Origin of the sequence: Botryobacter ruber (assembly GCF_003347595.2) — a bacterium.
GTDB lineage: Bacteria > Bacteroidota > Bacteroidia > Cytophagales > Hymenobacteraceae > Pontibacter > Pontibacter ruber_A.
This window is the reverse complement of the sequence record NZ_QCZK02000041.1, coordinates 233,652-258,474: the sequence shown is the minus strand read 5'-3', so window position 1 is coordinate 258,474 and position 24,823 is coordinate 233,652. Positions and strand designations below refer to the sequence as shown.

Annotated in this window: 17 protein-coding genes; 4 read left to right on the top strand and 13 right to left on the bottom strand. The window is 51.9% G+C overall.

Annotation, left to right across the window (positions count from 1 at the left end; all coding sequences use genetic code 11):
• Positions 1-641: 641 nt before the first annotated feature.
• The 11 genes from DCW36_RS13875 to DCW36_RS13825 form a co-directional block, all read right to left on the bottom strand.
• Positions 642-2,162 carry a pectate lyase family protein gene (locus DCW36_RS13875; RefSeq protein ID WP_114779238.1) on the bottom strand — a complete coding sequence of 507 codons (1,521 nt, stop codon included), beginning with the start codon at positions 2,160-2,162 and terminating at the stop codon, positions 642-644.
• A gap of 437 nt (positions 2,163-2,599) precedes the next feature.
• Entirely contained in the window at positions 2,600-3,772 is a 1,173-nt protein-coding gene (locus tag DCW36_RS13870) for a sialidase family protein (protein ID WP_114779236.1), read from the bottom strand.
• A 454-nt stretch (positions 3,773-4,226) separates the two neighbouring features.
• Positions 4,227-6,098 (bottom strand): rhamnogalacturonan lyase, encoded by a 1,872-nt coding sequence (locus tag DCW36_RS13865; protein ID WP_114779234.1) that lies wholly within the window; start codon positions 6,096-6,098, stop codon positions 4,227-4,229.
• Positions 6,099-6,263: 165 nt separating this feature from the next.
• Positions 6,264-7,622, bottom strand: a complete 1,359-nt coding sequence (locus tag DCW36_RS13860) for a rhamnogalacturonidase (RefSeq protein WP_114779232.1) — start codon at positions 7,620-7,622, stop codon at positions 6,264-6,266.
• A gap of 191 nt (positions 7,623-7,813) precedes the next feature.
• A complete protein-coding gene (locus DCW36_RS13855) occupies positions 7,814-9,289 on the bottom strand; it encodes a phytoene desaturase family protein (protein ID WP_114779230.1) in 1,476 nt (491 codons plus the stop codon).
• Positions 9,290-9,467: 178 nt separating this feature from the next.
• Positions 9,468-10,517, bottom strand: a complete 1,050-nt coding sequence (locus DCW36_RS13850; RefSeq protein WP_114779228.1) for a glycoside hydrolase family 43 protein — start codon at positions 10,515-10,517, stop codon at positions 9,468-9,470.
• Positions 10,518-10,929: 412 nt separating this feature from the next.
• A complete protein-coding gene (locus tag DCW36_RS13845; protein WP_164891137.1) occupies positions 10,930-11,934 on the bottom strand; it encodes a polysaccharide lyase in 1,005 nt (334 codons plus the stop codon).
• Between the two features lie 571 nt (positions 11,935-12,505).
• Positions 12,506-15,640, bottom strand: a complete 3,135-nt coding sequence (ccsA, locus tag DCW36_RS13840) for a cytochrome c biogenesis protein (protein ID WP_114779224.1) — start codon at positions 15,638-15,640, stop codon at positions 12,506-12,508.
• A 54-nt stretch (positions 15,641-15,694) separates the two neighbouring features.
• Positions 15,695-17,176 carry an ammonia-forming cytochrome c nitrite reductase gene (gene nrfA, locus DCW36_RS13835; protein WP_114779222.1) on the bottom strand — a complete coding sequence of 494 codons (1,482 nt, stop codon included), beginning with the start codon at positions 17,174-17,176 and terminating at the stop codon, positions 15,695-15,697.
• Positions 17,173-17,835 (bottom strand): cytochrome c nitrite reductase small subunit, encoded by a 663-nt coding sequence (gene nrfH, locus DCW36_RS13830; protein ID WP_114779220.1) that lies wholly within the window; start codon positions 17,833-17,835, stop codon positions 17,173-17,175. The genes nrfA and nrfH overlap by 4 nt, the downstream gene beginning before the upstream one ends.
• Before the next feature lie 178 nt (positions 17,836-18,013).
• A complete protein-coding gene (locus DCW36_RS13825) occupies positions 18,014-18,928 on the bottom strand; it encodes a pirin family protein (protein ID WP_114779218.1) in 915 nt (304 codons plus the stop codon).
• Positions 18,929-19,359: 431 nt separating this feature from the next.
• Here DCW36_RS13825 and DCW36_RS13820 point away from each other — a divergent pair, with 431 nt between their 5' ends.
• A complete protein-coding gene (locus DCW36_RS13820) occupies positions 19,360-19,650 on the top strand; it encodes an isoamylase early set domain-containing protein (RefSeq protein WP_114779216.1) in 291 nt (96 codons plus the stop codon).
• Positions 19,651-19,733: 83 nt separating this feature from the next.
• Here DCW36_RS13820 and DCW36_RS13815 read toward each other — a convergent pair whose 3' ends face one another.
• Entirely contained in the window at positions 19,734-20,387 is a 654-nt protein-coding gene (locus DCW36_RS13815) for a response regulator transcription factor (protein WP_114779214.1), read from the bottom strand.
• Entirely contained in the window at positions 20,374-22,260 is a 1,887-nt protein-coding gene (locus DCW36_RS13810) for a sensor histidine kinase (protein ID WP_164891136.1), read from the bottom strand. The genes DCW36_RS13815 and DCW36_RS13810 overlap by 14 nt, the downstream gene beginning before the upstream one ends.
• A gap of 274 nt (positions 22,261-22,534) precedes the next feature.
• On the opposite strand from DCW36_RS13810, the gene DCW36_RS13805 reads away from it, so the two are divergent.
• From DCW36_RS13805 to DCW36_RS13795, 3 genes are all read left to right on the top strand, one after another.
• Positions 22,535-23,074: a hypothetical protein gene (locus tag DCW36_RS13805; protein WP_114779210.1), complete on the top strand. Its 540-nt coding sequence runs from the start codon at positions 22,535-22,537 to the stop codon at positions 23,072-23,074.
• Positions 23,075-23,175: 101 nt separating this feature from the next.
• The gene (locus DCW36_RS13800; RefSeq protein ID WP_114779208.1) at positions 23,176-23,799 is read left to right on the top strand and encodes a hypothetical protein; all 624 of its coding nucleotides are present in this window, start codon (positions 23,176-23,178) and stop codon (positions 23,797-23,799) included.
• 343 nt (positions 23,800-24,142) lie between these two features.
• Complete coding sequence (locus DCW36_RS13795) at positions 24,143-24,739, top strand: cupin domain-containing protein (RefSeq protein WP_164891135.1); 597 nt, start codon at positions 24,143-24,145, stop codon at positions 24,737-24,739.
• Positions 24,740-24,823 lie beyond the last annotated feature (84 nt).

Below are 24,823 nucleotides of genomic sequence, written 5' to 3'. Positions count from 1 at the left end.
TACAAAAATACATCTTGCTTCTCGCACCAAACCGCGAGATACTGCACCTTTCAGAAGGGATAAACTTTTTTGTACTTTGAATATACAGGTGCAATCCAGGACGAACACATTTGACTCTTAAAATCAATAATGCTATATTTGTTTTATAGCATTTGCAGCCAAACTGAAGAAAAAAGTGGTGCGTGATTCGGTGAGTCGCAAAACAGAAGCCACGTAAAGTATTGATAATTATCTGTTTGTACAGGAATCACGATTCCCCTACGGACTACTGGAAAGCCTCTCAGTTAACGCTGAGGGGCTTTTTTTATGCTGAAGCCGCACCAAATGCCTTCCATTAAGTATTGTCGGGTAGAAGATGCCGGCTGAGGTGTTGCCGGGGAGAACACACCGCAACGGCGAGGGCTAACCAGGCTGGGATAACTTGGTTGTACCTCGCTTTGCCCTGTAAATAAAAAAAATTACAGCAGGAGGGATGGAGCGGTTGTCAGCGTCCCGAAGCATTTCGGGACGAGCCGCGAGAGCCGATGGCTTTGCCGGCACGCCTGTACAGGCTTCTGCACCTGCCACCATTCCCTCTGCTGCATAGTTTACACTACAAACGATTTGGTACAACCCATCCTAAAACTGGGAGGTCGTTGCACTTAACTGATCGTATCGACGTTGTTACTGAGGTTGCGGTAATTGATTTTCTCCTGCGGATTTGTACCGTTAAGGAACTCTTCCACATTGGTATAGCCATCGCCGTCAGCATCCAGCGCGCCATCTTTTGGATTTTTGGGGTCAAGCTTGTGTTTGGTTTCCCATGCATCCGGCATCCCATCGCCATCGCTGTCAGCAGGAACCTGGGACGGTTTGAAGGTCAGGTTTGGATAACCACCCACTTCGGATACGTCTTTAATGATGCCTGTTGGGGTCATCGGTTTGCCTGTGCGCACCATTTCTGTCACCCGCTTGTCAACGGCATCCCGTTTGGGTAAAGTAGCCCCGGCCTTTGCCAGTACAGACTCGAAAACGGCTTCGGCTGTCTGGTGCGGCGCCACCGGCCACCCTACAAAGGGTGTATTTACCCGGGCAAGATTCTCAGGCCCTTTCATACCAGCCCAGTTGTTTTTGGTTAGCGCTTCGTTGCCGTGCATGATATTGCCGGCCACGTACCATTTGCCCGGACGGTTAGAGGCTTTCGGGTACCAGTCGCCTTCAGCCCATGCACTGCCGGGAGAGTACATGCTGCGCTGTTCGATGCGGGCAAAAACGTCGCGTATGTTATCCCTGGTGGCAGGCCCCGGCCTGAAATAGTTGTTGATGAGATTGATTTCGGAAGTTTCATCGCCCCCATCTATAGAACGGTGTTGCCAGTTGTAAATAACATTGTAGCGGAAATCAAACGGACCAGACATACCGATGGATGGATTCCGGGCTGTGTTGCTGGCAAAGAGGTTATGATGGAACGTGGAAGGGTTTCCGCCCCAGGTGCCCCCAAACGCATGACCTCTGGCATCGAGCGCTTCGCTGGAGATGGTCCATTGAACGGTTACATTTTCTGCCGGTACTTTTATTTTCGTGCTTCCGTCTACCGATGGTTTCATGTTGCGGTAGAGTGAAATGTTTTCGTCCATACCCCAGCTGGTAGAGCAATGGTCGATGATGATGTGATGGTCCGGATACCCGCCAATGTTATCATCACCTTGTCCTCCGGTAGGAACGCCGCGGCGCACACGCAGGTGGCGGATGATGACGTTGTGGGTGTTGATGTTCAGCGTACCGGCCACACAGATGCCATCGCCCGGAGCGGATTGGCCTGCAATGGTGATGTCGGGATGATTGATGTTCAGGTCGTCATTTACTTTAATCGTGCCAGCTACACGGAATACCACAATGCGCGGCCCTTCTGCTTCTAAGGCAGCACGCAGGCTACCCGGACCGCTATCGTTGAGGTTTGTAACGGCAAAGACTTTGCCTCCCCGTCCTCCGGTGGTAAACATACCGCCTCCCCATGCTCCCGGAAAGGCAGGAATAGCAGCTTCGGGCAATCGTGGCGGATGTGGCGGTATTTGTCCGGCTTCAGGCTGTCCGGCGGCATTCTGTGCCTTAGCCTCCACACCCGGACCTAAAACAGCAAGCATTAGCAAGCTTGCGGCGGCAATTCGAAAGGGTTTTTTCATTTTTGAGTTTGACTTTTACTGGAATATTTTCGTTTGATAACTGATGATGCGCAGCACTTTTTTGTCCTTCCCCGAACAAGTCCCGGACCTGCGGCTTTAAAGCTAATCTTGTAGGGAAATTTGTCTGCAGCTGCGACCATTGCCTTTGCTCCTAATAAAGAGAAAAAACTGCTTCAAATTTCCAACTTGGGGCTATCATTCCAGCAAGTTTTCAACTTGCGAGGGTATGAAATCAGGTAGGTTCAGCCACGAAAGCTGAAAGCTTTCAGGATAAAAAGCTCCAGGTTGGAAACTTGAAGCAGGAATTTTCCCCTACAAGATCAGCTTAAAGCCGCAGGTCCGGGACTTGAAGGGGAGGGGGCTTTTTCTGCTATCGTAATTTTTTGCGTAAGTTCAGTTCGTTACTACAAACTGATTGAGCTATTACCTGGAAAATCCTACTGCTCCAAGCTCGTGATGAGCGGGATTTTTTCAGCCGGCCACTTGCCGTTCTCGATGGGGTAGGTATCCAGCTGGTTAGGATCGATAACAACGTGCTTTATCCGTGTCCGGTGCCAGGTGTAGACGATGTGGACCAGCCCGTCTGTTGTCTGGATAACAGAGGGATAAGAGAACTGCTTCTCCGGCTCGTCGAGGTAATCCAGTACCAGCGCTGCGTCCCAGGTTTTGCCATCCTTGCTGATAGCCACATTCAGCACGCCACGGCCTTTATGTCCCATGCCCTTTTGTGCGCGCGTGGAATGGTTGTAGACCAGCAGGTGACGACCGTCCTGCAGCGTTACGGCGTCGATACCCGAGTTATTGTTGGGCAGCTCCGTGGTCTTCATCTCCGACCAGGTAAGGCCACCGTCTTCTGACCAGCTTTGAGAAATAGACTCCACCTCGCTGCGGGTCCGGCAGAGCATCTGGATGCGGCCGTCAGGATGGGTCAGCAGCGTGGGCTGGATAGCACCAAGCTTGTCGGGGTTGTTGATGGGGCCAATGATGTCCCAGCTTTTTCCGCCGTCGGTGCTGCGCTCCACATGCACACGCCAGCCCCCTTTGCCCTCTGTGCTGGAGCTGGAAAGGATGGTGCCGTCTTCGAGTTGGATAGGTTTGTTTTTAACCGGGCCGATCGCCTTGCCCTCCAGCTTTTGCGCTTTGCTCCAGGTGCGGCCGCCGTCGCTCGAAGTCTTCAGCATGCCCCACCACTCCGAAGGGCTCGGCCCAACCTTGTAGAAAAGCATGACATCGCCACCACGCGGCTGGAACAGTACGGGGTTCCAGGTCGGCAGCCTGTCTCCTTTGGGCTGCACCCCGTCGGCCACGCTTACGGGTGCCGTCCAGTTCCCGCCGGGCTGCTTGCGCGTCACCCGGATTTCAACGTCGGGATGCCGTTCGCGGGTGCCGCCGAAGAAGGCACACAGCAGCTCGCCCCCCTCCAACTCCAGAATGGTGGCCGAGTGAGACTGCGGAAAGTCCGCTTTGGTGTAGACAAATTCCTCCAGTACAATGCCGGCGCGGTGTGCAAGGGGCTGCTCGCCTGCTTGTGCCGCCAGGTTCGTTGTGAAGAGGAGGTTGGCTGCCAACAATGCAGCGATGGAAAACAGGTGCTTAATCTTTTTTTGCATCAATAGTTTCGTTTGTTTCGTGCTGAATTTCAAAAATATTAAATGGGTACAGGTTCTGTTGTACTGTGTTAAAGTTTTCATTTAGCCAATGGGGAACTTTGCCTGCAGTACCAGGAAGTGCATCGGAGCAAGAAGAATTTCTTTCATCCCTACTCAAAAAATGTCTGCCCGGGTCGCTTACATAGTCTTTAACTAATACAAGTTAGTCATTCAGCGGAAGAGATGGGAGCAAAAGTTGTTTAACAGAGATTTGCGATAGCTGAAATGGGATATTTGTTGGCTCAAGTAAAGAGGGAGTATTCCGGAAGAATCGGAAAAGCCCCTTACAGGTTTTTTATCGAGGGAACAGTCCCCGTACCCGCAGCAGAACCTCAACCATCCCTGTAATAACTAATGGGTTATTCAATCTTCCGGTGTAAACAAAGAGGGTGCCTGTTGGGACACCCTCTTGCAGTTACCTGGTTTTCACTCCTTTCGTGAGCACAATATTTGGTTTGGGAGCTTTTTTCATATCCTCACCAACGTAAAAACTTACATGTGGCGGCTGGTTGTACGAAACGTTCTGCCAGGCGATGCTGAGCCTGTACTGCGGATCGTGCATGAGCGTGTAAAGCCGGTGGTCTGTGGGAATGACGGTCGTGTAGATGCGGAGTTCGTCCGGACCGGCACTCATAATGAACTCTTCCCGCCAGTCGCCCAGCAGGTCGGCGGTCAGGTTCGGGTTTCCCCTGTTGTTGCCTCTTTGTTCGCTTGCCGTGAAAACAGTGCCGCCTTTGTATTTGCTGATCCTGCCGCGCCCCATCAGCTCCCGGGTTAAATCACCATCCCACCAGATCAACCAGGAGGCGGTGGGGGTAGGGCCGATTTTCTCCCCTTTCATGGAATGCAGGCCCCCGGAGCCGGACCACCACATTTCGGCGCCCGGGTTGTCGGGGTCTATGTTTTCTGCCACACCTCCACCTACATCGGTGTCGATGGCGCCTTTAAAGAGCACTTCGCCTGTACGGGCACTGTAAACGGCTACGCCGGGACCGGCGTCTTTCACATAGCCGGAGTCGCCTTTTGCATGATCTTCTATTTCGTGCGGACCAAACACTTCCAGGCCGGGGCGGTCCAGATCCAGGTCGCCGACATGGAGGGCATCGCCGTGGCGGAAGCCGGTGGTAAACAGTCCTTTTCCGTTGTCGTCCACCACCATCGCGCCATACACAACTTCGTCTTTTCCATCGGCGTCCACGTCAGCCACTGTCAGGTTGTGGTTGCCCTGGCCCGAGAAAGGGTTTTTACCATCTTTGGTATCAAACACCCAGCGGGAGGTTAGCTTTCCATTTCTATAATCCCAGGCGGCAAGCACGGTGCGGCCATAGTAGCCGCGGCACATCACCACGCTCGGCAATTTGCCATCGAGGTAGGCGGCGCAGGCCAGGAAACGGTCTACCCGGTTTCCGCTGTTGTCGTTGCCGCCGTTGCCGCCGGGGCCGCCCCAGCCGTCGGTCGGGTAGCGGGACGGGATATAGTCGGTCGTGGCAAGGGCAGCGCCGGTCTGGCCGTCGAATATGGTAAAGAACTCCGGCCCGTCCAGCACTTTGCCCAGGGTTTTCGGATCGTTGCTGCGGTAATCCTTTGTGGAGTCGCCAATCACTTGTCCTTTGCCGTCTATCGTGCCATCGGCTGTTTTCATGGCGACTTCGGCCTTCCCGTCGCCGTCCAAGTCCATCACGATAAACTGGGTATAATGTTCGCCTTCGCGGATGTTGCGGCCCAGGTCAATGGTCCACAGCAGGGTGCCGTCGAGCTTGTAGGCTTGTAGAACGGGTTTGTCGGTGTAGCCATTGAAGGAGTTGTCGAGGCCTTTGCCCACCTGGTGAAGCACCAGCTCGTACTGGCCATCGCCATCGAGGTCGCCGGCCGAGGCGTCGTGTGGCCGGTACCCCGCAGGCGTTTTGAGCGGAACGGACAGGTACTGGGCTACCGGTGCGTTGGCGGGAATAACAAAAGGCTTGCTTGCAGCCGTTTCTTTGCCCTTCACCAGGGCTTTAACGGTGTAGGCCGTGTTCTGCGTTAAGTCCGCCTGGGTATCGGTAAAGTTGGTGCCGCCGGTGATGGGTTTCGGATTCAGCTTTACCGGCTTTCCTGTGCCTGTGGTGCGGTAAAGGTTGAACGGCAGGTTTTCCGGCTCGGTACCTAACAAGCGCCAGCTAATGAAAACGGAGTCAGGCTTGTGCCGCACGGCTACCACCCCACGGTCGAGGTTTTCCATAATGCGCTGCCCGTACACCGAGGTGGTCAGGCAAAAAACGAACAGGTATGCAAGTAGTCTTTTCATATGGTTAGCTAACAATTCAGGTGTTGACGCAGCTCCTAAACCTGTTACCGGTACAGGGCCGCTTATAGCAGCAGAGGCAATGGTGGCAGCTGCAGAGCAGTTTTTGCTTGCAGGAGTAGCTTCAATTAAGGTAAACTATTGCGTAACAGCAGCAGCTAGTAGCCTTTATTTAACTTTCTTCCCGTTAACGGTTACGTTCTTCAGCTTGAAATTTTCTATAATGGAAGTGTCTATGTCCAGAAATTTCTCCGCTGTTACTTTGATGTTTTCGAACGTGAAGTCCGACATCTTGTAGCCGAAGCCTTGCGCCGGTTTAACTTCTTTTGCCGCTCCCACATTAAAAAAATTCTCGCAATCGATATTTATGTTGCGCATGGTGATGTGCTGGATTTTAGACGTGCCCGATACCTCTTCGCCTTTCAGGTCAAAGAACTGGGTCCAGGGGCGTATGAAGATAAAGTTGCCGATGTCGTGGCCTTCAATGTCTTCCAGCAGCACGTACTCGTAAAGCTGAGGCGTGTCGGGGCGCATTTTAAACCAAAGCAAGCGCTGGGCGTGGTTTATCTTAATCCGGCGTAAAATGATGTTGCGGTCATGCAACGACTCGCTTCCGAAGGTTAAGGCGCCGTGGCAGAAGCCGTAGGTGCAGTCTTCGATGATGATGTTGATGTTTGGTCCGTTATTGGGGTCTTTGTCGGCACGCGGGCCTTTACCGCCTTTCAGCGCTACAGCATCGTCGTTAACCGACATGTAGCAGTTTTTGATGAGGACGTTTTTACAGCCGTCTATATCCACGGCATCGGAGCTCGGGGCTTTTACCGGTTTTTCAGGGGAGTAAATGTACAGGTCGAGCAGCTTTACGTTTTCGCTTTTATACAGGTGTGTCGTCCAGAAAGGCGAGTTTATCAGTTTCACACCTGACAGCTGCACATTTTTGCTGTTGGAGATGTAGACCAGCCGCGGACGCATTTCATCCATGTTGGTCGTCTTCGGATTGAATTCGCGCCTGAGCCAGAACGATTTCCAGTAGCGCAGCCCGTTGCCGTCGATGGTGCCTTTTCCGGAAATGGTAAACCCGTCCAGACCATCGGCATTCACCAGGGCGGCAAAATATTTCAGGGTTTGCCCCTCCATGCGGGTCATTACCAGCGGGAAATTGCTGATGTCGTCGCTGCCTTTCAGCTTGCCGCCTTCTTCCAGGTGCAGGTGGGTGCCTTTTTTAAAGAAAAGCGAGCCGCTCAGGTATGTCCCTTTCGGAATGATGACCACGCCGCCGCCATTCTCATGGGCTTTGTCTATTACTGCCTGTATAAGTTTTGTCTGGATGATTGTACTGTCGTTTGTGACGTTAAAGTCTGTAATGCGGTAGTGCTTTCCTAACTTGCTTATATCCGTCGGTTTGTTTTGCCGGAACCAGTCTGGTATCGGGGTTCCGTCGGGGAAAACATCTTTTGCAAAGGCAGTAAGCTGCAGTGTCAGGGAGAGCATGAGCAGCAGGGCGAGCCTGGTTTTTTGTGTAATCATTAATGATATTCGCTTTGGTTTAAATTGGTTGAGGAAAGTTAGGCTATCATCTGTTATTAAACAAATTTACAAAATCAACTAATAATTGTAAGCTTTCTTTTTCCGAACCTTTTAAAAGGAGCGGTAACTCCTGCACTTCCAGTTTGATATGAAGAAGAAATTTCTCCTTTGAGCGCAGAGTTGTTCCCGGTTTAGCCAACCAGCAGGCCGTGGTCCAGCGCCAGTTTGTGGGCTGCCAGTATGCCGCTCAGGCAAACACCGGGAATTCCCTGCCCCGGGTACACGGTGTCGCCGCATACGTAGGCGCCTTTGTGGTCGAGCCGCGCGTCTTTCAGCTGCCAGGGCCGGATGTTGCGGTACTGCGGGTAGCCGCCTACCATGCCAAAAGCCCGCTTCGTCCAGAAAAGCCAGGCGCCCGGTGTGGCCGAATGGTAGTAGCGTAAGGTATCTTCCGGCAGCAGGCCCCGTTCCTGCATCTTTGCCAGAATTGCCGTCTCCAGTGCTGCTTTGTTCCGGATGTAATGCCGTTCAGGGTCTGCGATGTGGGTGCTCACCGACACTACCGTTTGCCCCTGTGGCGCCCTGGTGTTGTCCTGGGGATGGCTGAAGCTGACAAAAAAGCTCTTGCTGCCAATCTGGGGTAGTCCTTCCGGCACATGGACCTGGTGGTGCAGCGTTTCGGGTGCCGGTACCTCCTGCAACACCAGTCCCATGGTAAAAGCGCCGTTCAACTTCTCTGAGCCGAGCAGGTAGGGCTGTAGCTCCGCCTGTATCTCGTTGTCTGGGAACAGCTTCGCCGTGTTGTTCAGGGGCAGTCCGCTGATGACGAAGCGGCTCCGGAAACAGGCTGAACCGGTGTGTGTTTCGTAACCGTTATTTACCCGTACGACCTTCCGGACCTGCTGCCGGTATCTTATTTCGGAACCTTTGTTCGTAATGTATTCCACGATTGGCTTCACAAGGTTGATCAGGCCGCCATCCACATAGTAGTTGCCAAACAGCGTATAGCAGAGGGCGGTGGCGCCAAAGAGCAGGTTCACTTCGCCCATATAGTTCTGCGCGGTTATCAGGAGCTGCTCATTCACGAAGTCTGTAAACAGCCTGTTCTCCAGCAATCCGTAGCGCCGCAGCAGGTCTTCTACAGTCCGGAAAGCCTTTGGGAGCAAGCGCAGCTGACTCGGGTGCACCTGCCTGGCTGCCTGCCACAGGTCCTGTGCGTTGGAGAAGGGAAAACTTTGCTGCACCAGCGACGTTTGCCACACCTCCCGGCTGATGGCCATGCACTGCTCCCAGAACGGCCGCTGCCCCCGCACACCAAACACACGCTCCGCCTCCGCGATCCACTCCTGCAGTCCCGCGTACCGTGTCAGCAACTGCCCGTCCGGCAAGTGTACCTGCATGGAGGTAGCCAGTTGGCGCACCGGGATGTTAAGCTGTAGTTCGTCGACCAGGTAACGCAGCGGCATTCCTTCGTCCAATCCCACGAGGGTAGTGGCGCCCGTCTCGAACCAGCAGCCCTGCCGTTTATAGCTGGAGGCACAGCCGCCGGGGTACTTTGCCTGCTCCAGCACGCAAACCCGCAGCCCCCGCTTCGCCAGCAAAGCCGCCGCCGACAGCGACCCGAAGCCCGCGCCAATTACTACCGCATCGTAAGTTTTGTTAGCCAAGTGTAACCTGTTGCCGTTTTCTCTGAAGCATAACCGTTGTGCTGGGAAAAGGTTTGCGCAGCAAGTGCCGGGAAGGTACAGCCTGCTGCAGAAAACAGAGCGTTGCAAAACTATAACGGGCAGTTGACTTGCTTCAGGTTGCAAATCAACTGCCCGTTATGGGTAGCAGTAGCACAGGTTATTTCTTTGCCTTTTTTAGCGCCGTTTCGTTGTCGTCCAGTTCCTGGCCAAAATCAGGCATGCCGTCTTTGGTCCAGGTAATGACCCTGGCGCGTGTATGGCGGTTGGGGTCGTACAGCGGTTCGCCCTTAATGTCTTTGTAGTCGCGGGCATGGTAAATCATGATATCGGTTTTGCCATCCTCAGCCACTATAAAGCTGTTGTGCCCCGGGCCAAAGCGCTTCAGTTTTTCGTTGGTGTAGAAAACCGGTTCCGGTAATTTGTGCCAGGAGGCCGTGTCGAGCAGATCGGCATCCTTATCCGCCCAAAGCAAGCCAAGGGCGTAGTTGGCATCGGTGGCACTGGCCGAAAATGTTACAAACACTTTTCCGTTGCGGATAATTACTGCCGGAGCCTCGTTTACGTTATGCCCTTTCCGTTCCCAGGCATATTCAGGCTGTGAAATTACGACCTGTTTATCGCCGAGGGTGGTCGGGCTGGTCATTTTGGCGATATACAATCCTGTGTTCACTTCTTTGTCCGATGCCCTGTCTACCCAGATCATGTAGCGCTGGCCTTTATGCTCGAAGGTGGTGGCATCTAGCGTGAACTGATTGCGTTTGCTCACAAGCTCGCCTTCCTCTTTCCACTCGCCTTTTGTTGGGTCTTCCGACGGGTTTGACAACACATATTTGCGGATTTTCCATTTATCCTCAGCTGAACCCGCTGCAAAATAGATGTACCACTTTCCATCTATCCGGTGCAGTTCAGGCGCCCAGATGTGATTGCCCATTGGCCCTTTGTCGTGTTTGCGCCACACCACCACGGGTTGCGCCTCTTTTATGCCATTAATGGTTTTTGATTTGCGTATCTCGATGCGGTCGTATTCAGGCACTGTGGCAATAAAGTAATACGTGCCATCTTTCGCTTTCCAGACATGCGGATCTGCCCGTTGTAAGGCCAGCGGGTTGTTGAATTGGTTTTTCTTTAATTTCTGGGCGTTGCCTGTTATCCCGCTCAGAAGCAACGTCACGACAAGTGTTAGTTTTAGTAGTCTCAGGATGTTCATACCTTTTGTTTGTGCTGGTAGTTTAAAAGAAAGTATCGTACGAATCTTGTTTTGTCAAATATAAGCGTAAAAACGACATTTATCCAAAAAAATTACGAACGAACGTTAACCACTCCTGCAAAAGTTGTGCAGAAAAGTAGATTCGAAGCGTCTTTCTGTTACTTACAAATCCTTAGCATGGTTGAATCCTGCTGATACGGAACATCCACGGCTGGTAAATTCCTGTAACTAACGCTATTTTCAACTAAACCTGTTTCCTTTCCGAACGTTTTGTTTTGCTGCACCTGCCACCACAGCCGCTGCTGTTCTATTTTTGGTAACATCTTTTTACCAGTTGGTATAGTTGAAGTGTTCGGTTCGTTGAAAAGCAAAAGAAAAGCCGCTCCTTTTTAGCAGAGCGGCTTTTGATTATTTAAAATGAGGTTGTACTGGTCGTGTCCGTACTTGTAACCCGTTCCGGTTCGGTTGCTGTCGTAGCGGTTGTATCGGCAAGCGTAACAGTGGTAGTACCAGTTGCTATCCCGGATGACATGTCGGCCAGCGTGGCAGTAGGTTTGCCTACCCGGATGTTGTCAAAATAAATTACCCTGGAAGAAAGGGGGGAAGAGCCGGCCAGGAACGATGACTTATAAAGGCCCATTTTCCATTTCGGATATTTCAGGTGCATGTTTCGCCCGGTGATGTGGTGAATTTTTACCCCGTTACGCCAGACTTCAATCAAACCGTCGGAACCGGTGGAGTGCACAAAATGGAACACAAACTCATTCCACTGATCTTTCGGTATGTCAGAAAAAGCTGCAAGGCTTTTTGACTTGGAGTTCAGGGCGGTGTTCGAGCTGAACAGGTCGTAGGTTTTTTGTTCCGTTGAGTCGTTGGCAGGTGTTACCTCCAGGTAGACTTTGTTGTTCTCGGCACGGATGGTCGTCTCATCGCTTCCGTCTTCGTACCACTGGATCAGGCAGTCTCTTTCATCATCATATTCAAAACCAACAGAGGGGAAATAAACCGAGAACGAATACCAGATATCTTTGGAGAACCTGTCGTCGGAGGAGCCTTTGATCACCGTAACCTCGGAACGGATTTTCCCGCTTGAACCTACCAACGGCTGCCCTTTCCTGATTTCAAAACGGATCGCTTTCTCATGCTCCCGTGCAGGACTTGTTACGGATGCTAAAGTCCAGTCGAGGCCGCAGTTTTCTATCCCGTGGGTTTTGTTAAGCGTAGCCCCTGAGAGCGGAAAAAAAGTGCTGCCTTCGGCTGTTTCTTCAAAAATAAGCTGGGCGGATGTGGCTAAACTTGTTGATTGCGCGCTGATGGCAGCTTCAGGAGCTATTTCTTCCATGTCTTTTTTATCGCAGGCCACCACTGCCAAGCCTAAAAGAACAGGTACAACTACGTTACGGAAATTGAAATTCATCTTTGTGTTGGCTAAAGTTGAAATTAAGTTTGTTTGCATCGCCTGGAAATAAATGTCAGGATTGAAAGCTCAGAAGGGGGTGGAGCCTGTCATGAGCGAAAGATTAGTGTCGTTATATGGAATTCTTTTTATTGTGCTATTGCTGAATCTCATTGTTAACACACCAAAATTGGGAAATGTTCCACGGTTAGTATTTAACATGAAATGTGTTGTATTATAATAATGTTTTAGTTAGATATAGTATATTTGAACAGGGAGTATAGACAATACCATAACTTTCCGGAAAGTCCATTGCCAGGAGTAGCTGGGTGTAGTATTTAAGCTACACCAAAATTTTACTTCTGAGGAGACCGGTGCTGATGTCTTGGTTTGTGACATTTGCTGCTGTACAGGATAGGTGGGTGTAGTTAAAAACTACACCCAGACCGGGGACAGAATATGTAAATGTATAGCGTACAAATCAACTGATATTGGTATCAGCTGATTGCACTGGCTCGATTAGCAGCAGGTAAGGCTGTGGTGGCAGGTGCTATCGCTTTTTTTCATAGGTCCTGGATACTCAGTTTGCCTATTAGCCCATCAGTTCCTTCTTTTCCTCCTGATTCATTTTCCGGTACTGCAGAAAAGCCAGCGCCGAAACGAGCAGCAGCAACGCCACTACCCAATACACCCAGACCGGCACCGGCACCGGGTCGCCGGCGGCATAGGAGTGCAGCCCCGATAGGTAGTAGTTCACCCCAAACGAAGTCATGATGATGGCCGAAAATGCCCACAGGCTGGCAAGGTTGTAGACGAAGGCATTCTTCAGGGCCGGAATCAGGCGCAGGTGCAGCACAAAGGCGTAGACGATAATGGAGATCAGCGCCCAGGTTTCCTTTGGGTCCCAGGCCCAGTAGCGCCCCCAGCTTTCGTTAGCCCACACGCCTCCCAGGAACGTGCCGATGGTCAGCAGAAACAGCCCGATGGTAACAGCTAGCTCGTTTACGACGGTAAGTTCCTGCATGCTCGCCCACCAGGTGGCTTTAGGCGAAGACGGCTTGAAAATGATGAAGAGCAAACTCAGCAAGGCCAGCACGGCCGCCAGCGCCAGTGGGGCATACGAGCTTACGATAATTGCTACATGAATCTTCAGCCAGTAAGAATGCAGCACCGGCATCAGGTTGGTAATTTCGGGATTGAGCCAGTCCAGGAAACCGACGAACAGCAGCGTGCCCGAAAATAACAGCCCGAGCGGAACGGTAAACCTGGATTTGCCGGAAAAGAGCAGGCCAAACAGCAGCACACCCCAGGCTACAAACACCAGCATTTCGAAGCCATCGGTCCAGGGCGGATGTTTGGCGATATACCAGCGCAGGCACAGGTGGAAGGTAAAGATAACAAAACCGAGCCAGCTAAGTACCTTGCCCGCATTCCAGGCCCACTGCACGGGCTTTGCCTCTTTAAACAGCATAGTAATCCCCAGTACCAGCATAAAAATGCCGGTCAGCCAGAAGGGGCCGAAAAGGTTGGTGCCCAGGTTTAGGCGGTTGTAGAGCAGTTCGGCTTCGACCAGGTTTTCTTCGGGATATACGTTCACGCCGGCTTGCTGCTGGAAAAGGTGCATGTAGGCCAGCGCCTCATCGGCCTGCGCCCAGTCGCCATTCTGCAACCCTTTGTGCAGCCCCGCCAGGTAAATGGAGGTGATACTTTTTACGAACCGGGCATCTTCTTCTGTAAAACCCTGCTGCGACTGCTGGCTCGTGAACCAGGTGTTGTTCTCATCGTGCTTGTTGGGGAAAATCCGTAGGAAATCGCCGGTAAGCAGGGCATAGAAAATATTGAAACGCTCGTCCGTTTTCAGCAGCTCCTTGTGCGCTTCGTTCCGTTCAGCAGGCTTCAGTTTGTTTGCCTCCTCCACCAGCTCATGCAGTAGGTAGTCACCGTCGTCGTTGATAAAGTCTTTAAAGCTAACCCGGTCTCGTGGCGTAATGCCCATCGCTGCAAAAGCCTCTCGTGATTTTTCCTTGTCGATTTTGATGACAGGCAGGCCGCTGAACGTAATGGGGTCGAGTTGTACGGCCAGCAGGAACTGCTCAGAGGAAAGCGTTACTTCGCCGGAATTGCCGGGAAGGGTGATGGTGGACCTGCCGTTGAGTTTGCGCAGGATTTCGTTGGCCAATGTGTTGAGCGGCTTCAAGCGCCCGTCCAGGTCCTGCACGATCAGTTTGCCATAGGCTGCTGCTTTTTCCTGGGGCACCACAAGAGGCCTTGCCTCCGGTTGTGCCTGTGCCTGTATCTCCAGGAGGCAAAGCGCCAGCATCGCCGTAACTTGTGTGGCTGTCGTCTTTTTGCGGCTGGCGCCCGTTTTCCGGTTGAGCATCCGGAAGCGACTGCCTTTGGCAAAGAGTGTCAGGAACATGCCCAGGGCCAGCAGCGTGTAGCCCAGGTAGGTGAGGTAGGTGCCGGGCCTGTCCTGGTTTACCGACAGGATGGTGCCTTTTTCGTCGGTGTCGTAGGAGGACTGGTAAAAGCGGTAGCCTTTGTAATCGAGCACGTTGTTCATGAAAACCCGGTACGGGAATTCGTTTCCGGCGTCCATTACTTTCAGTTCGCTGGCGTAGCTGGCGGGGCTCTGGCTGCCGGGGTAGCGCTCCAGTTCAAACTTTTTCAGGTGAAGGCGGAAGGGCAGTTGTTCAGCTTTCGGGCCGTAGGTTATGGTATACTGCTTTCCCTGGTAGGTGAAGGGGTGCCAGGTGGGGTCGGTGCTTGCCAGTTTCACATAACGCTCCGTTACCGGTTTGTCCTGCTGGTCGCTCACTTTCAGCTTTACCACATCCGGCAGGTTTTTGGCCAGCTTCTCGTCCTGCTCGGGCCGGTATGTCAGCTTCGCATTTTCATGTATCGCTTTTACCAAAAAGGCGCCTTCTTCCCACTGGTAGAGCGTGCGCAGCTGCAGCGGTTTTATTTCGCCGGCATGCAGTACGCCTATTTTCTGCGTCGCCATTTCCATTACCTGCAGGTGCAGTTCCGACTGTATCATCCAGCTGCTGTCGGTTTTGAAAATTTTTACGGGCTGCTCAGCCTCCTGCTGCGTTCCGAGCGAAATATTTCCCATTGGAAGAGTTTCGCCCTGCGTGATGAGGACGTCTTTCCGTTCGCCGCCCAGGGCAACTGCCAGGTCTAAAAATGTTTCTGCACCTGCCACCATTGCCTCTCTTGCTCCTGTTATGTGTTCCTGGAAGGTTACCTTAAACTCCTGCTCCTCAAAACCGGCAGTAGTGGTTTGTGGCTTAAAGTTGTGGCTGATCAGGTTGACTGGTTTCTCGAATTGTTTGCCGCTTTCGTTGCCATGCTGTTTCAGTTGCAGGTAGCGGGCGGTGGTGTAGAAGGTATTTTCGGCTTTCCCTTCCCGGATGTGGATGATGCCTTCCCGTCCGAAGTAGCGCGTAACGCCCGCTCCCACAATAATGATCACAAATGCCACATGAAACAAGCCGATTGGCCACCTGTTTTTATGAAAGAGCTTGTACTGCCCGATGTGGCTCAGGAAGTTGATAGCCAGCCACAATATGATCAGTTCAAACCACCAGGCCTCGTACACCAGCCCGCGGGCTACGGCAGTACCGTGGTCATTTTCGATAAAGGTGGCTGCAGCCATGGAAGCAGCAAAGGCAATCAGCAGAACAAGGGTTATCCTGGTTGAAAGCAAAAGTTTGAAGAAGGTCATACTGCTACTGTAAAATGTCGGGTGTTTTTATCCTGATGAGATTTTGAGAAGCACTTAGTTGATCATGTTCACCTTATGCTTTGCTTCGCGGGCTTTGCCTTCTTTCAGCCACTGCGGCACCACCTGTTCCAGGAATTTTGCCTTCTCGCGTTTTTCCTGTTCCAGGTCCACGCCGATGTAAGCCTGCAGCGCCGACTTGCTGTCGAGGTCGGGCATTTGAACGGGTTTGTTATGTCCCAGCGATGCCAGCACCCGGGCCAGCTCTACCCGCGCTTCCTGGATAATAGCAGAGCCCGAGGCCACAATGCGGGTCGATTCCAGGGGGGCGTGAAAGCCTGCTCCGTGCGAAGCTGCCACATAATCCCAGCGCCACTGGGCAAGGCGGATACCCCGCAGGATGTTTTTCATCTGGGCTTCTGTAGCGCCGAGTTTCCAGGCCTGCTCTGCCTCCAGGTGGGCCATGGCAATGTGCCGCTGCAGCCTGCCGGTTGCTTCTTTTACTTTCGTCTGGCGTTCATACACATCGTTTACCAGGTCCGATACCTTTTCGCGGTGGCAGACAAAACAGGAGTTCTCTACATTGCTGAGGGGCGAGCCGATGTGGTGGTCTGTAAATTTCTGGCCGCCTTCGGTCCGGTAAGGCATATGGCAGTCGGCGCAGGAAATGCCGCGGTCGGCATGCACGCCAAAGGTGTAAATTTCGAAATCGGGGTGCTGTGCCTTCAGCATCCTGGCTTTGCTCAGCGGGTGCACCCAATCGGCAAAGTCGATGCTGTCGTAGTAGGCTTCCATGGCCTCTACAGTAAAGCCATTATGCCAGGGGAAGGTAAGGTATTGGGCGCCTTCGTGTTTTGTTTTACTGAAGTAGTACTCCACGTGGCACTGCGCACATACAAGCGAGCGCATTTCCTGGTGCGAAGCCTCGTTGATGTCACGCCCCATGGCTTTAAAAGCTTCTACCAAAGCTGGCCTTGTAATGGTCAGGTTCATGGTTTTGGGGTTGTGGCAGTCGGCACAGCCAATTGGGTTGATCACCTGGCCACCGAAATCTGAAAGCTTATGGCTGTAGAAGTCTGCAACACCCAACTCGCTCATCAGGCGGGGCACATCAGGGCTTTTACAGGTCCAGCAGGTGCTGGGCATGGGACCGGTACCTGCCTCTGTGGGGGCGCCGATCCGCACGGAACTGAGTACATCGCGTACGGCGTGGTTGTGGCCCCGCGGCTGGTTGTAGCCTTTGCTGAAGGCATAGCCTGCCCAGAGAATGATGGTTTCCGGATTTTCTTCCAGGGCATCGCGGAAGCCGCTGGTGTTGTATTTGCTGCTGAACGTGGTGTCCTGTGTTTTCTGGTACGACTGGTACTGGCGCGGGTAATTCAGTCCCCAGAGCGAATCCCGGGGCTCGATTCCTTCAATTTCTACCTTGGGCTGGTAGGCGAAGCGTGCTTCCGTTTTCCGGTCCATGATGGAGTAAACCAGCATGGCTAGCAAAACTACGCCAAGTACGGTTGCAATAAAGAGGATCCAGTATTTCATGGTGCTGTTTTGTTAGATTTTGCTGCTTTCTGTTTACTTTTTTCCATGGATGCTTTAAGCCAGGCGGGTACAATTTCCAGGTCGGGCGGGGCATGCGCCCGGATGGGCTCTATCTGGTGGCCAACCGAAGAAAGGCTTTTCACCCTTCCGTGCGGTACCTCCCGGTGACATTCCCAGCAGGTTCTGCCGGTTCTTTTTTCGTAATGATCTTCTACAAAGCCGGCCATTCTGGCATCGGTTACCTGCTGCGCGTGGCAGCGGATGCAGTTATTCTGTATTACCTCTACCGAAGGCGCTTTTGCTTGTATCACCTGCGGCTCAGCCCTTAAGGTAAAGATGGAGGCATGGTACAAGCCATCTTTTGCTTTGAAATAATATTGATTAAAAACATTGTTGTGTGGCACGTGGCAGTCGTTGCAGCTGGCTACTTCGCGGTGGGCGCTGTGGTTCCAGGTAATGTACTGGGGCGTCATGAGGTGGCAGTTTACGCAGGCCTGCGGATCGTCGGAAAGGTAGGAAGCGGCGTTGCTGAGTTTTACCACATACAAGCCCAGGCCCACAAAGGTAGCCACAGCCACGATAGCGGCAGGCCGCCACTTTTTTGGTGGGATGAGGTTGTGCCTGAACAGGAAGCGTTTGAGTTTTCTGAATCCCGCCATAGGTTAGCTTTTGTAACGCTTTTGCTGAATTTCCGGAAGGAAGAATATAGGGAATTGCTACTATGTGTACTGCTGCACCTGATTATGGTTACAAGTTTTGTGGTTTCGGTACCTTGGCGAAGAGTGGTTTTTGTTTTTAGCTGAGGTGAGTTTGCTGTGCTTGTGTCCTGCCAGAAAATCACGAAAGCGCTTCCGGCGCAGGATTGCCTGCCGGTCTGGAGCGGTCTTCCGGCAGCGGAACGAATTCCTGGTTGTCGGTGGGAGGGAGCAGGATGCGCCCTGCTTTCCAGTCGGCTTTGGCCTGCTCGATCCGCTCTTTCCTCGACGAAACAAAATTCCACCAGATAAACCGCTCTCCCAGCGGCTCGCCTCCCAGCAGCATGAGCGTGGTGTTTTCCTTCGCCACGATGGCAGGGTCAGCGCCCTGGTTGAAAACGAGCATCTGTCCCGCCGCATAGGTTCTCCCGGAAATTTCGAGGCTTCCTTTGGCGATGTATATGCCCCGTTCCGTGTGCCCGGAGGGCAAGCCGAAGCGTGCGCCCTTATCGAGGATGACGTGCAGGTAAAACAGCGGCGAGTTTGTTTTTACATTACTTTTCAACCCGTAAGCATTGCCGGCAATCAGCCGCATCCACACGCCGGTGTCGGTAAAAATGGGAAGCTGATCGGGCTTGTAGTTTTCAAAAGAAGGCGCCGCTTCTTCGTCTTTTTCCGGCAGCGCCACCCACGTCTGTATCATCTCCAGGTTGCCGCCTGCCAGGGCTGCCGGATCTTCGAAACGTTCGGAGTGGGCAATGCCGCTGCCGGCCGTCATCCAGTTTACTTCGCCCGGACGAATGATCTGCTCCACACCCAGGCTGTCGCGGTGCGTAACCTGTCCGCCAAATAAATAGCTGACGGTGGACAAGCCGATGTGCGGGTGCGGCAGTACGTCCATAGCGTGGGTTAAAGGCGGCTGCACGGCTACCGGCCCTGCATGGTCCATAAAGATAAAGGGACCGACCATTCTGCGCAGGCGGAACGGCAGGATGCGCTTCACATCCATACCCGGACCCAGGGAGGCTTTGCGTGCTTCTATGACAATGTCCAGCATATTACGTGTTTTTAAACATCAAACGTAAGATCAGGAATTTGTGATTTGAAAATAAATCAAAAACTGAAACAATCGCTTGTAGAACAGTAGGTACCAGCACCAGGGTGGTGCAGTGGCTGTGGTGGCAGGTGCAGCAGAAAATTTTAGCCAAAGTTACGTTACCGGAAGTGGGTGAAGGATGAAAACAGGCATCACCAGCTATGTAGGTAACGCTCCTGCCCCTGCTACCGGGAAACGATTGCTATTTTCTTGTAAAAGTATTTTCGGAAGTTGCTGTTGTAACAACTAACCTGATTTGACCAGGACAGCAGCGGGTAAACAGGCACTTAAAATTTTTGTTCATGTAAAATTTACAGTATCAATGGGTTACTTTTTTTTGGTGATTTGTATAAAAGAACATAATTTTATTTTTCCAATAATTATATTAAAAAATGATACAGAAAACCTATCTCAAAACGAAGGACTATTGCAAGGTGAAATTTACGGTAACACCTGAAAACGCCGAGACAGTAGAAATACTGGGTTTAAATAATGATTGGGAAAATCCGGCTCCGATGAGCAAGAAAAAAGGTGGCTGCTTTACCTACGATGCTGCCCTTCCCAAGAACAGCCAACACGAATTCAGATACCTGGTGAATAAAACAATATGGTTGAATGAGCCGGAAGCTGACAGCGAGCAGCCAAATAGTTTTGGCAGCAGCAATAGTGTGATTACGCTGTAACAATTTTACGCAAGAAAAAAGCTGCTCTGTTTATACATGGGCAGCTTTTTTTATTTTTAAGCAGCAGCAAAAACAGCAGTTTGTTACATACCTGCTGTTCCCACATGCTCGATGGCAAAACGCAGCAGGCTGTTCTTGCCGGTCAGGCTGAGCTTTTTCGAGATGTTCATGCGGTGGTTCGAAACGGTTTTTTCGCTGATAAATAGTTCGTCGGCAATCTCTCGGCTCGACTTGTACAGGGCGATCAGTTTCAGGATTTGCCGCTCGGCAGGCGTGAGGAGCTGCAGCTCGTCTACCAGAGTCGGTTTAGCAGTTTTGGCAGGCTTGCGCAGCAGGTACGCCGACATGTCGGGGCTGATGTAGTTGCCGCCCTCCACTACGGCGTAAATGGCATTCACCACATCGTTCACCGCGTTCTCCTTCAGTACATAACCCGCCAGGCCAATTTCCAGCGCTTTCATAAAGGGCGCCCGTTCCTTGTGCATGGTCAGGAGCAGGATAGGCAGTTGTGGCTGGTGCTGTAACATTTTTTCAGCTGCTTCCAGGCCATTCATGCGCGGCATATCAATATCGAGCACGGCCACATCTACGTGGTTTGTCTGGAGGGCATACACCGCCTCCTGCCCGTTTACCGCCTGTGCCACCACCTGAAAACCTTCTTCCATTTCGATAACTTCTTTCAGCCCTTTCAGGAAGATGGGATGATCGTCGGCAATGAGGATCTTAATTGTTTGCATGTGCTACAGCTATAGGTATGGAAATATGAATGATGGTACCGTGCGGCACCGCTTCTTTGATAAGCCAGTTACCGGCCAGTATGTTGATGCGCTCCTGGATGCCCAGCAGTCCGAAGCCCTGCTTTTTTTGAACACTGCCGGTACCGGCGGGCATGCCCTTTCCATTGTCTTCGATCATTAACTGCACTACCTGTTCGGTACGGGTAAGGGTGAGCCTGGCGTGGGTGGCGCCGGAATGTTTAACAATGTTGTTGAGGCACTCCTGCACAATGCGGTACAGGTTAATCTCATCGTTTTTCGGGAAGAGCCCGTCCACGTTATCTGCCTCCACTGTTACCGCTATGCCGCTTGCCTCGGCCACTTCGTCTGCCAGGCTTTGTATGGACTGCGTCAGGCCCAGCATGTCCAGCTGGAAGGGGCGGAGCGCATAGGAAATAGCCCGGATTTCATTTATCGTGTTGGTTACGCTTTCAGTCAGGTCCTCGGCGTGCTGGCTTACTTTGGCAGGTTCGTCCAGACGCTTCCGGAGCATGAGTACCTTGTTTTTGATCAGGATCAGGCTCTGGCCCACGCTGTCGTGGAGTTCGGCTGCAATGCGTTTTCGCTCGTGCTCCTGCGACTGGATGAGCTGCTGCGAAAAAGCGTTAGCCTGCCGGATGGCCAGTTCCTGTGCCTGGTTTTTTTCTCGGCGGTAGTAGTTAAACTTGCTGGCCAGGGCAAAAGAAAGCACAATGGCTTCGATCACGGAACCCAGCTGCAGCGCCCCCTCCGTAAAAGCCGTTTCGGGCAGCACGTTGTTGTCTTTTAAGATATAAATTGTAATCCCGATACCTACTGCGGCAAAAGCGATGGTGTAATACAGGGCAGGTTTGAAGCCCTTGCGGTATATTTTTATGCCGGCACTGTAAATATAAATGTACGTCGGGATAAACGTGAGCAGCATCCAGGTAAAGCTCCAGACGTAAAGGTGCAGCAGGCTCAGTACAAAAATGACGGCCACCGAAATGTAAATAATCCTGCGCCAGGGGTACAGGCCCGGCATAAACTTCTTTACCTGCAGAAAAGCATTCGTGAAAAGCACCGCAAAAAAGATCGTTAAGCCCGAAAACACCCGGTTCGTCACAAGCCACATCAGCGACTCCGGGAGCCACTCCAGCAGGTATCCCCTGACACTGGCCACATCCAGCGTCAGGCACAGGATGTAGAGGATGTAAAACAGGTAAGCTTTATCGCGCAGCGAGAGGTAGACAAACAGGTTGAAGATGACCAGCGAGAACATCAGCCCGAAGTAAATGCCATTAGCCAGGTCGAAGCTGTGGTTGCTCTCGTACAGGGCCGGCATGGTGGCAACCTGGATCGGGAAACGTAAAATGCTCCTGCTCTGAAAGCGGACATAATAGGTGCGTTCGGTACCCGGTGGCAGGCGGAGTGGCAGAATGATGCGGTTCGTTTTCAGGTGCCGTGTCCGGAAAGCTTCGTTTGTTCCTCCCTTCACTACCCGGAAATTTCCTGCTTCCGTTTCTTCGTACAGGTCTACCTGGTTCAGGTAGGAATTCCCGATTTCCAGGTACCAGTTGTCTTCCCGGCTCCTGTTCTGCACCCTGAACATGCACCACACCGCCGAAGAGGAAGGGCCATACACCGGGATCTCCTGCAAACTTTTCTGAAACGCATTCTGCAAACCCTTCACCTGCTGAAAAGTAAGAGAACCTGCTTCGTCTTCGAGCAGCACCACCTGATTGCCCAAGGCATAGCGCTCCGCCTGGTCGTGCAGCCGGATAAGCGGTACTGTGCCGGCGCTGCAGGTGCGCACGCAGGCAGGCCACAGCAGGAGCAGCCAGCAGATACTGAAGCAGAAAAGAATGGTTCTCACGGATGCAGGTTTCGAAACCGAAATATAACCAATCCGGCTGTAGAATGTGCAAGGGGAGCGTCCTAATATCATCTGCTGCACCTGCCACCACAGCCACAGTAGCTGCACAACTGGTTCTATAAGCGGCTTTTCCCCTGAAAATGGGTAGTACTACCTATGCAAATGAGCAGTAGGGACTATTCCCGCCTGCACCTATTCGCCCTACCTTTGACATATTAAAACGCAGGTAAAAAAGGAACAAACCTGCTGATCAAACCTCCAAAAACATAAAACTATGAAAAAATTATTCCTATCCCTGCTTGGCGTAACCGCCCTTTTTTCTGTGTCACAGGCCCAGGACCAGACAACTGCTAAAGACAAATACCTGAATGCAGGCGTCGGCCTGGCGGCCTACACGGCGGGCGGTGTGCCAGTGGGTGCTTCCTTTGAAATCGGCATTAAGGAAAACATCTCGGTGGGAGGCTTTGTCGATTATGCCCGCTACGGCTACCGGTCCGGTGGGTACAAGTGGAACTACAACTTCCTGTATTTTGGCGCCAGAGGTTCTTACCACCTGAGCGATGTGCTGGCGGCGCTGGAACTGGGGAATGGCAACAGCAAATTCGATCCTTATGGTGGCCTGTCTGTTGGTTTGCGCACCGTTTCTTACAACGACAACACGGGCAGCGATATCTCTTACAACCACTACGGCAACGGTATGTTTGTTGGCTTTCATGCCGGCACCAGGTATTTCTTTACCGAAAAAATCGGCGGTTTTGCGGAAGTCGGTTACGGCGTTTCGGCTTTGAAACTTGGTGTTACGGCTAAATTTTAATCATTCCGGCTTCAGCCTCTCTTACCTGTTACCTTTTAACAATATCCCGACACACACAACCAAACCAAAATAAAACTTAAAAACTTTAACAAAATAAAACTATGAAAAATCTTTTCTTTGCCCCTGTTTTAAAAGCCTGCGCGCTGCTTATCGTATTCCTGTCCGTTTCCTGCAAGGACGATTCGGAACATGTTTCTCCCGTACTTTCCAACACAGAGTACAGCAATGCAAAGTACACCATCAAAAATGGCTTCATACAGGATGGCGGGGCCGTCGATATCTTTTTAGATAGCGAAGCCGAACATACGACGCATTACAACTACAACCTCATTTTAACAGACGGCACGCCTGTGTTTGAAGATAACGATGTGGTAAGCATGAACGACGGTAAAATCGTTATCTCGGCTCTGCTGTTGTCGCCCGGTACAGCTGCTTTTAAAACCGGTGTTTTTGAATACGACGACTGGAGCGACCACCTGGACCTGGAGGAAGAAGATCTGATTGCCCGTTACCAGAACAAGTACTTTTTCCCCTTAGCCATGGTGTTTACCGATACCGACGGCGACAAAAACTGGCAGGAAGAAACGGCCGCGCTCGTTACAGGCGGTACCATAAAAGTTTCGGGCACAGCACCTAACTATACGACCGAATATGACCTAATCTTGCTCGGGGGGAAGACACTGAAGGGTTCGTTTGCAGGTAAGTTTAACATCGCGATGTATTAACTGAGCTTACGCATAGTTCACTGTTGCAGGAAAATTCTTCTCTTTAAGCTAAACTGGTAGAGAACAATCTTAAATGGGTGAGTTAGTGCGAGCTTGTAGCTCGTACTTTCATTTCTCAGGTAAATAACTGTATTTCTACCTAAATTAGCTTTACAAAACAAGACTTACTGCTTTACATCTGGCATGAAAGTACGAGCTACAAGCTCGCACCAGCAAAATGAACTTTGCTAAAGCACCTTTTCTTTTTCCCTACAGGATTAGCTTCAAAGGGGGACAAATTACCTCAAGCTTAACTGCTTTACAGTCTTCACCGCATGCTACCCCATATCAAACCCATCGGAACATGGTACGAAAAGGCGACATTCTTTATGATCCGGTCAGGAGGGCAACCGTCACATTCCTGCTGACTGCTGCTGATACGGCTGGTATGCTGTTGCAGCTCGATATCATCATCTCCCCGGGCGGAACGCTGTACCACCTGCCAATGCATGTGCACCCGAAGCAGCAGGAGACGGTGTACATTAAATCCGGGAAAATATGGGCGACCATCGACGGACTGAAAAGGCTGTACGGACCGGGAGAAGAGATCAGGATTCCTGCTGGTGTTCCCCATCAACTGGAGAATGCCAGCTGGCAGGAGGAACTTAACGTTCGGTGTGAAATGGTGCCTGCGTTGGCTACAGAAACGTTGTACGAAACAGTCCTGGCCTTTGCGCAATCCGAATGGCAGGAGGGGGAGGAGCATGTTTCGCTGCTCCAGTTGGCTATAACCTTAAACAAGTACGCCAACCAGTATTACCTGGCGGCTTATCCAGTGTGGGCGCAGAAAATCCTGTTCAAACTGCTGGCCCCGGTGGCGCTGCTGACGGGCTATGAAGCAGAGGCAGACTACAAAAAAACGGTTTCCGGCAAAAAATCCATTTCGCTGCTTTATGGTTAATAAACAGCACCTGCCACCACAGCCACACCTCCTGTTTGATTTGGAGCAGTGGCTGTGGTGGCAGGTGCTGACATATAACCGGAA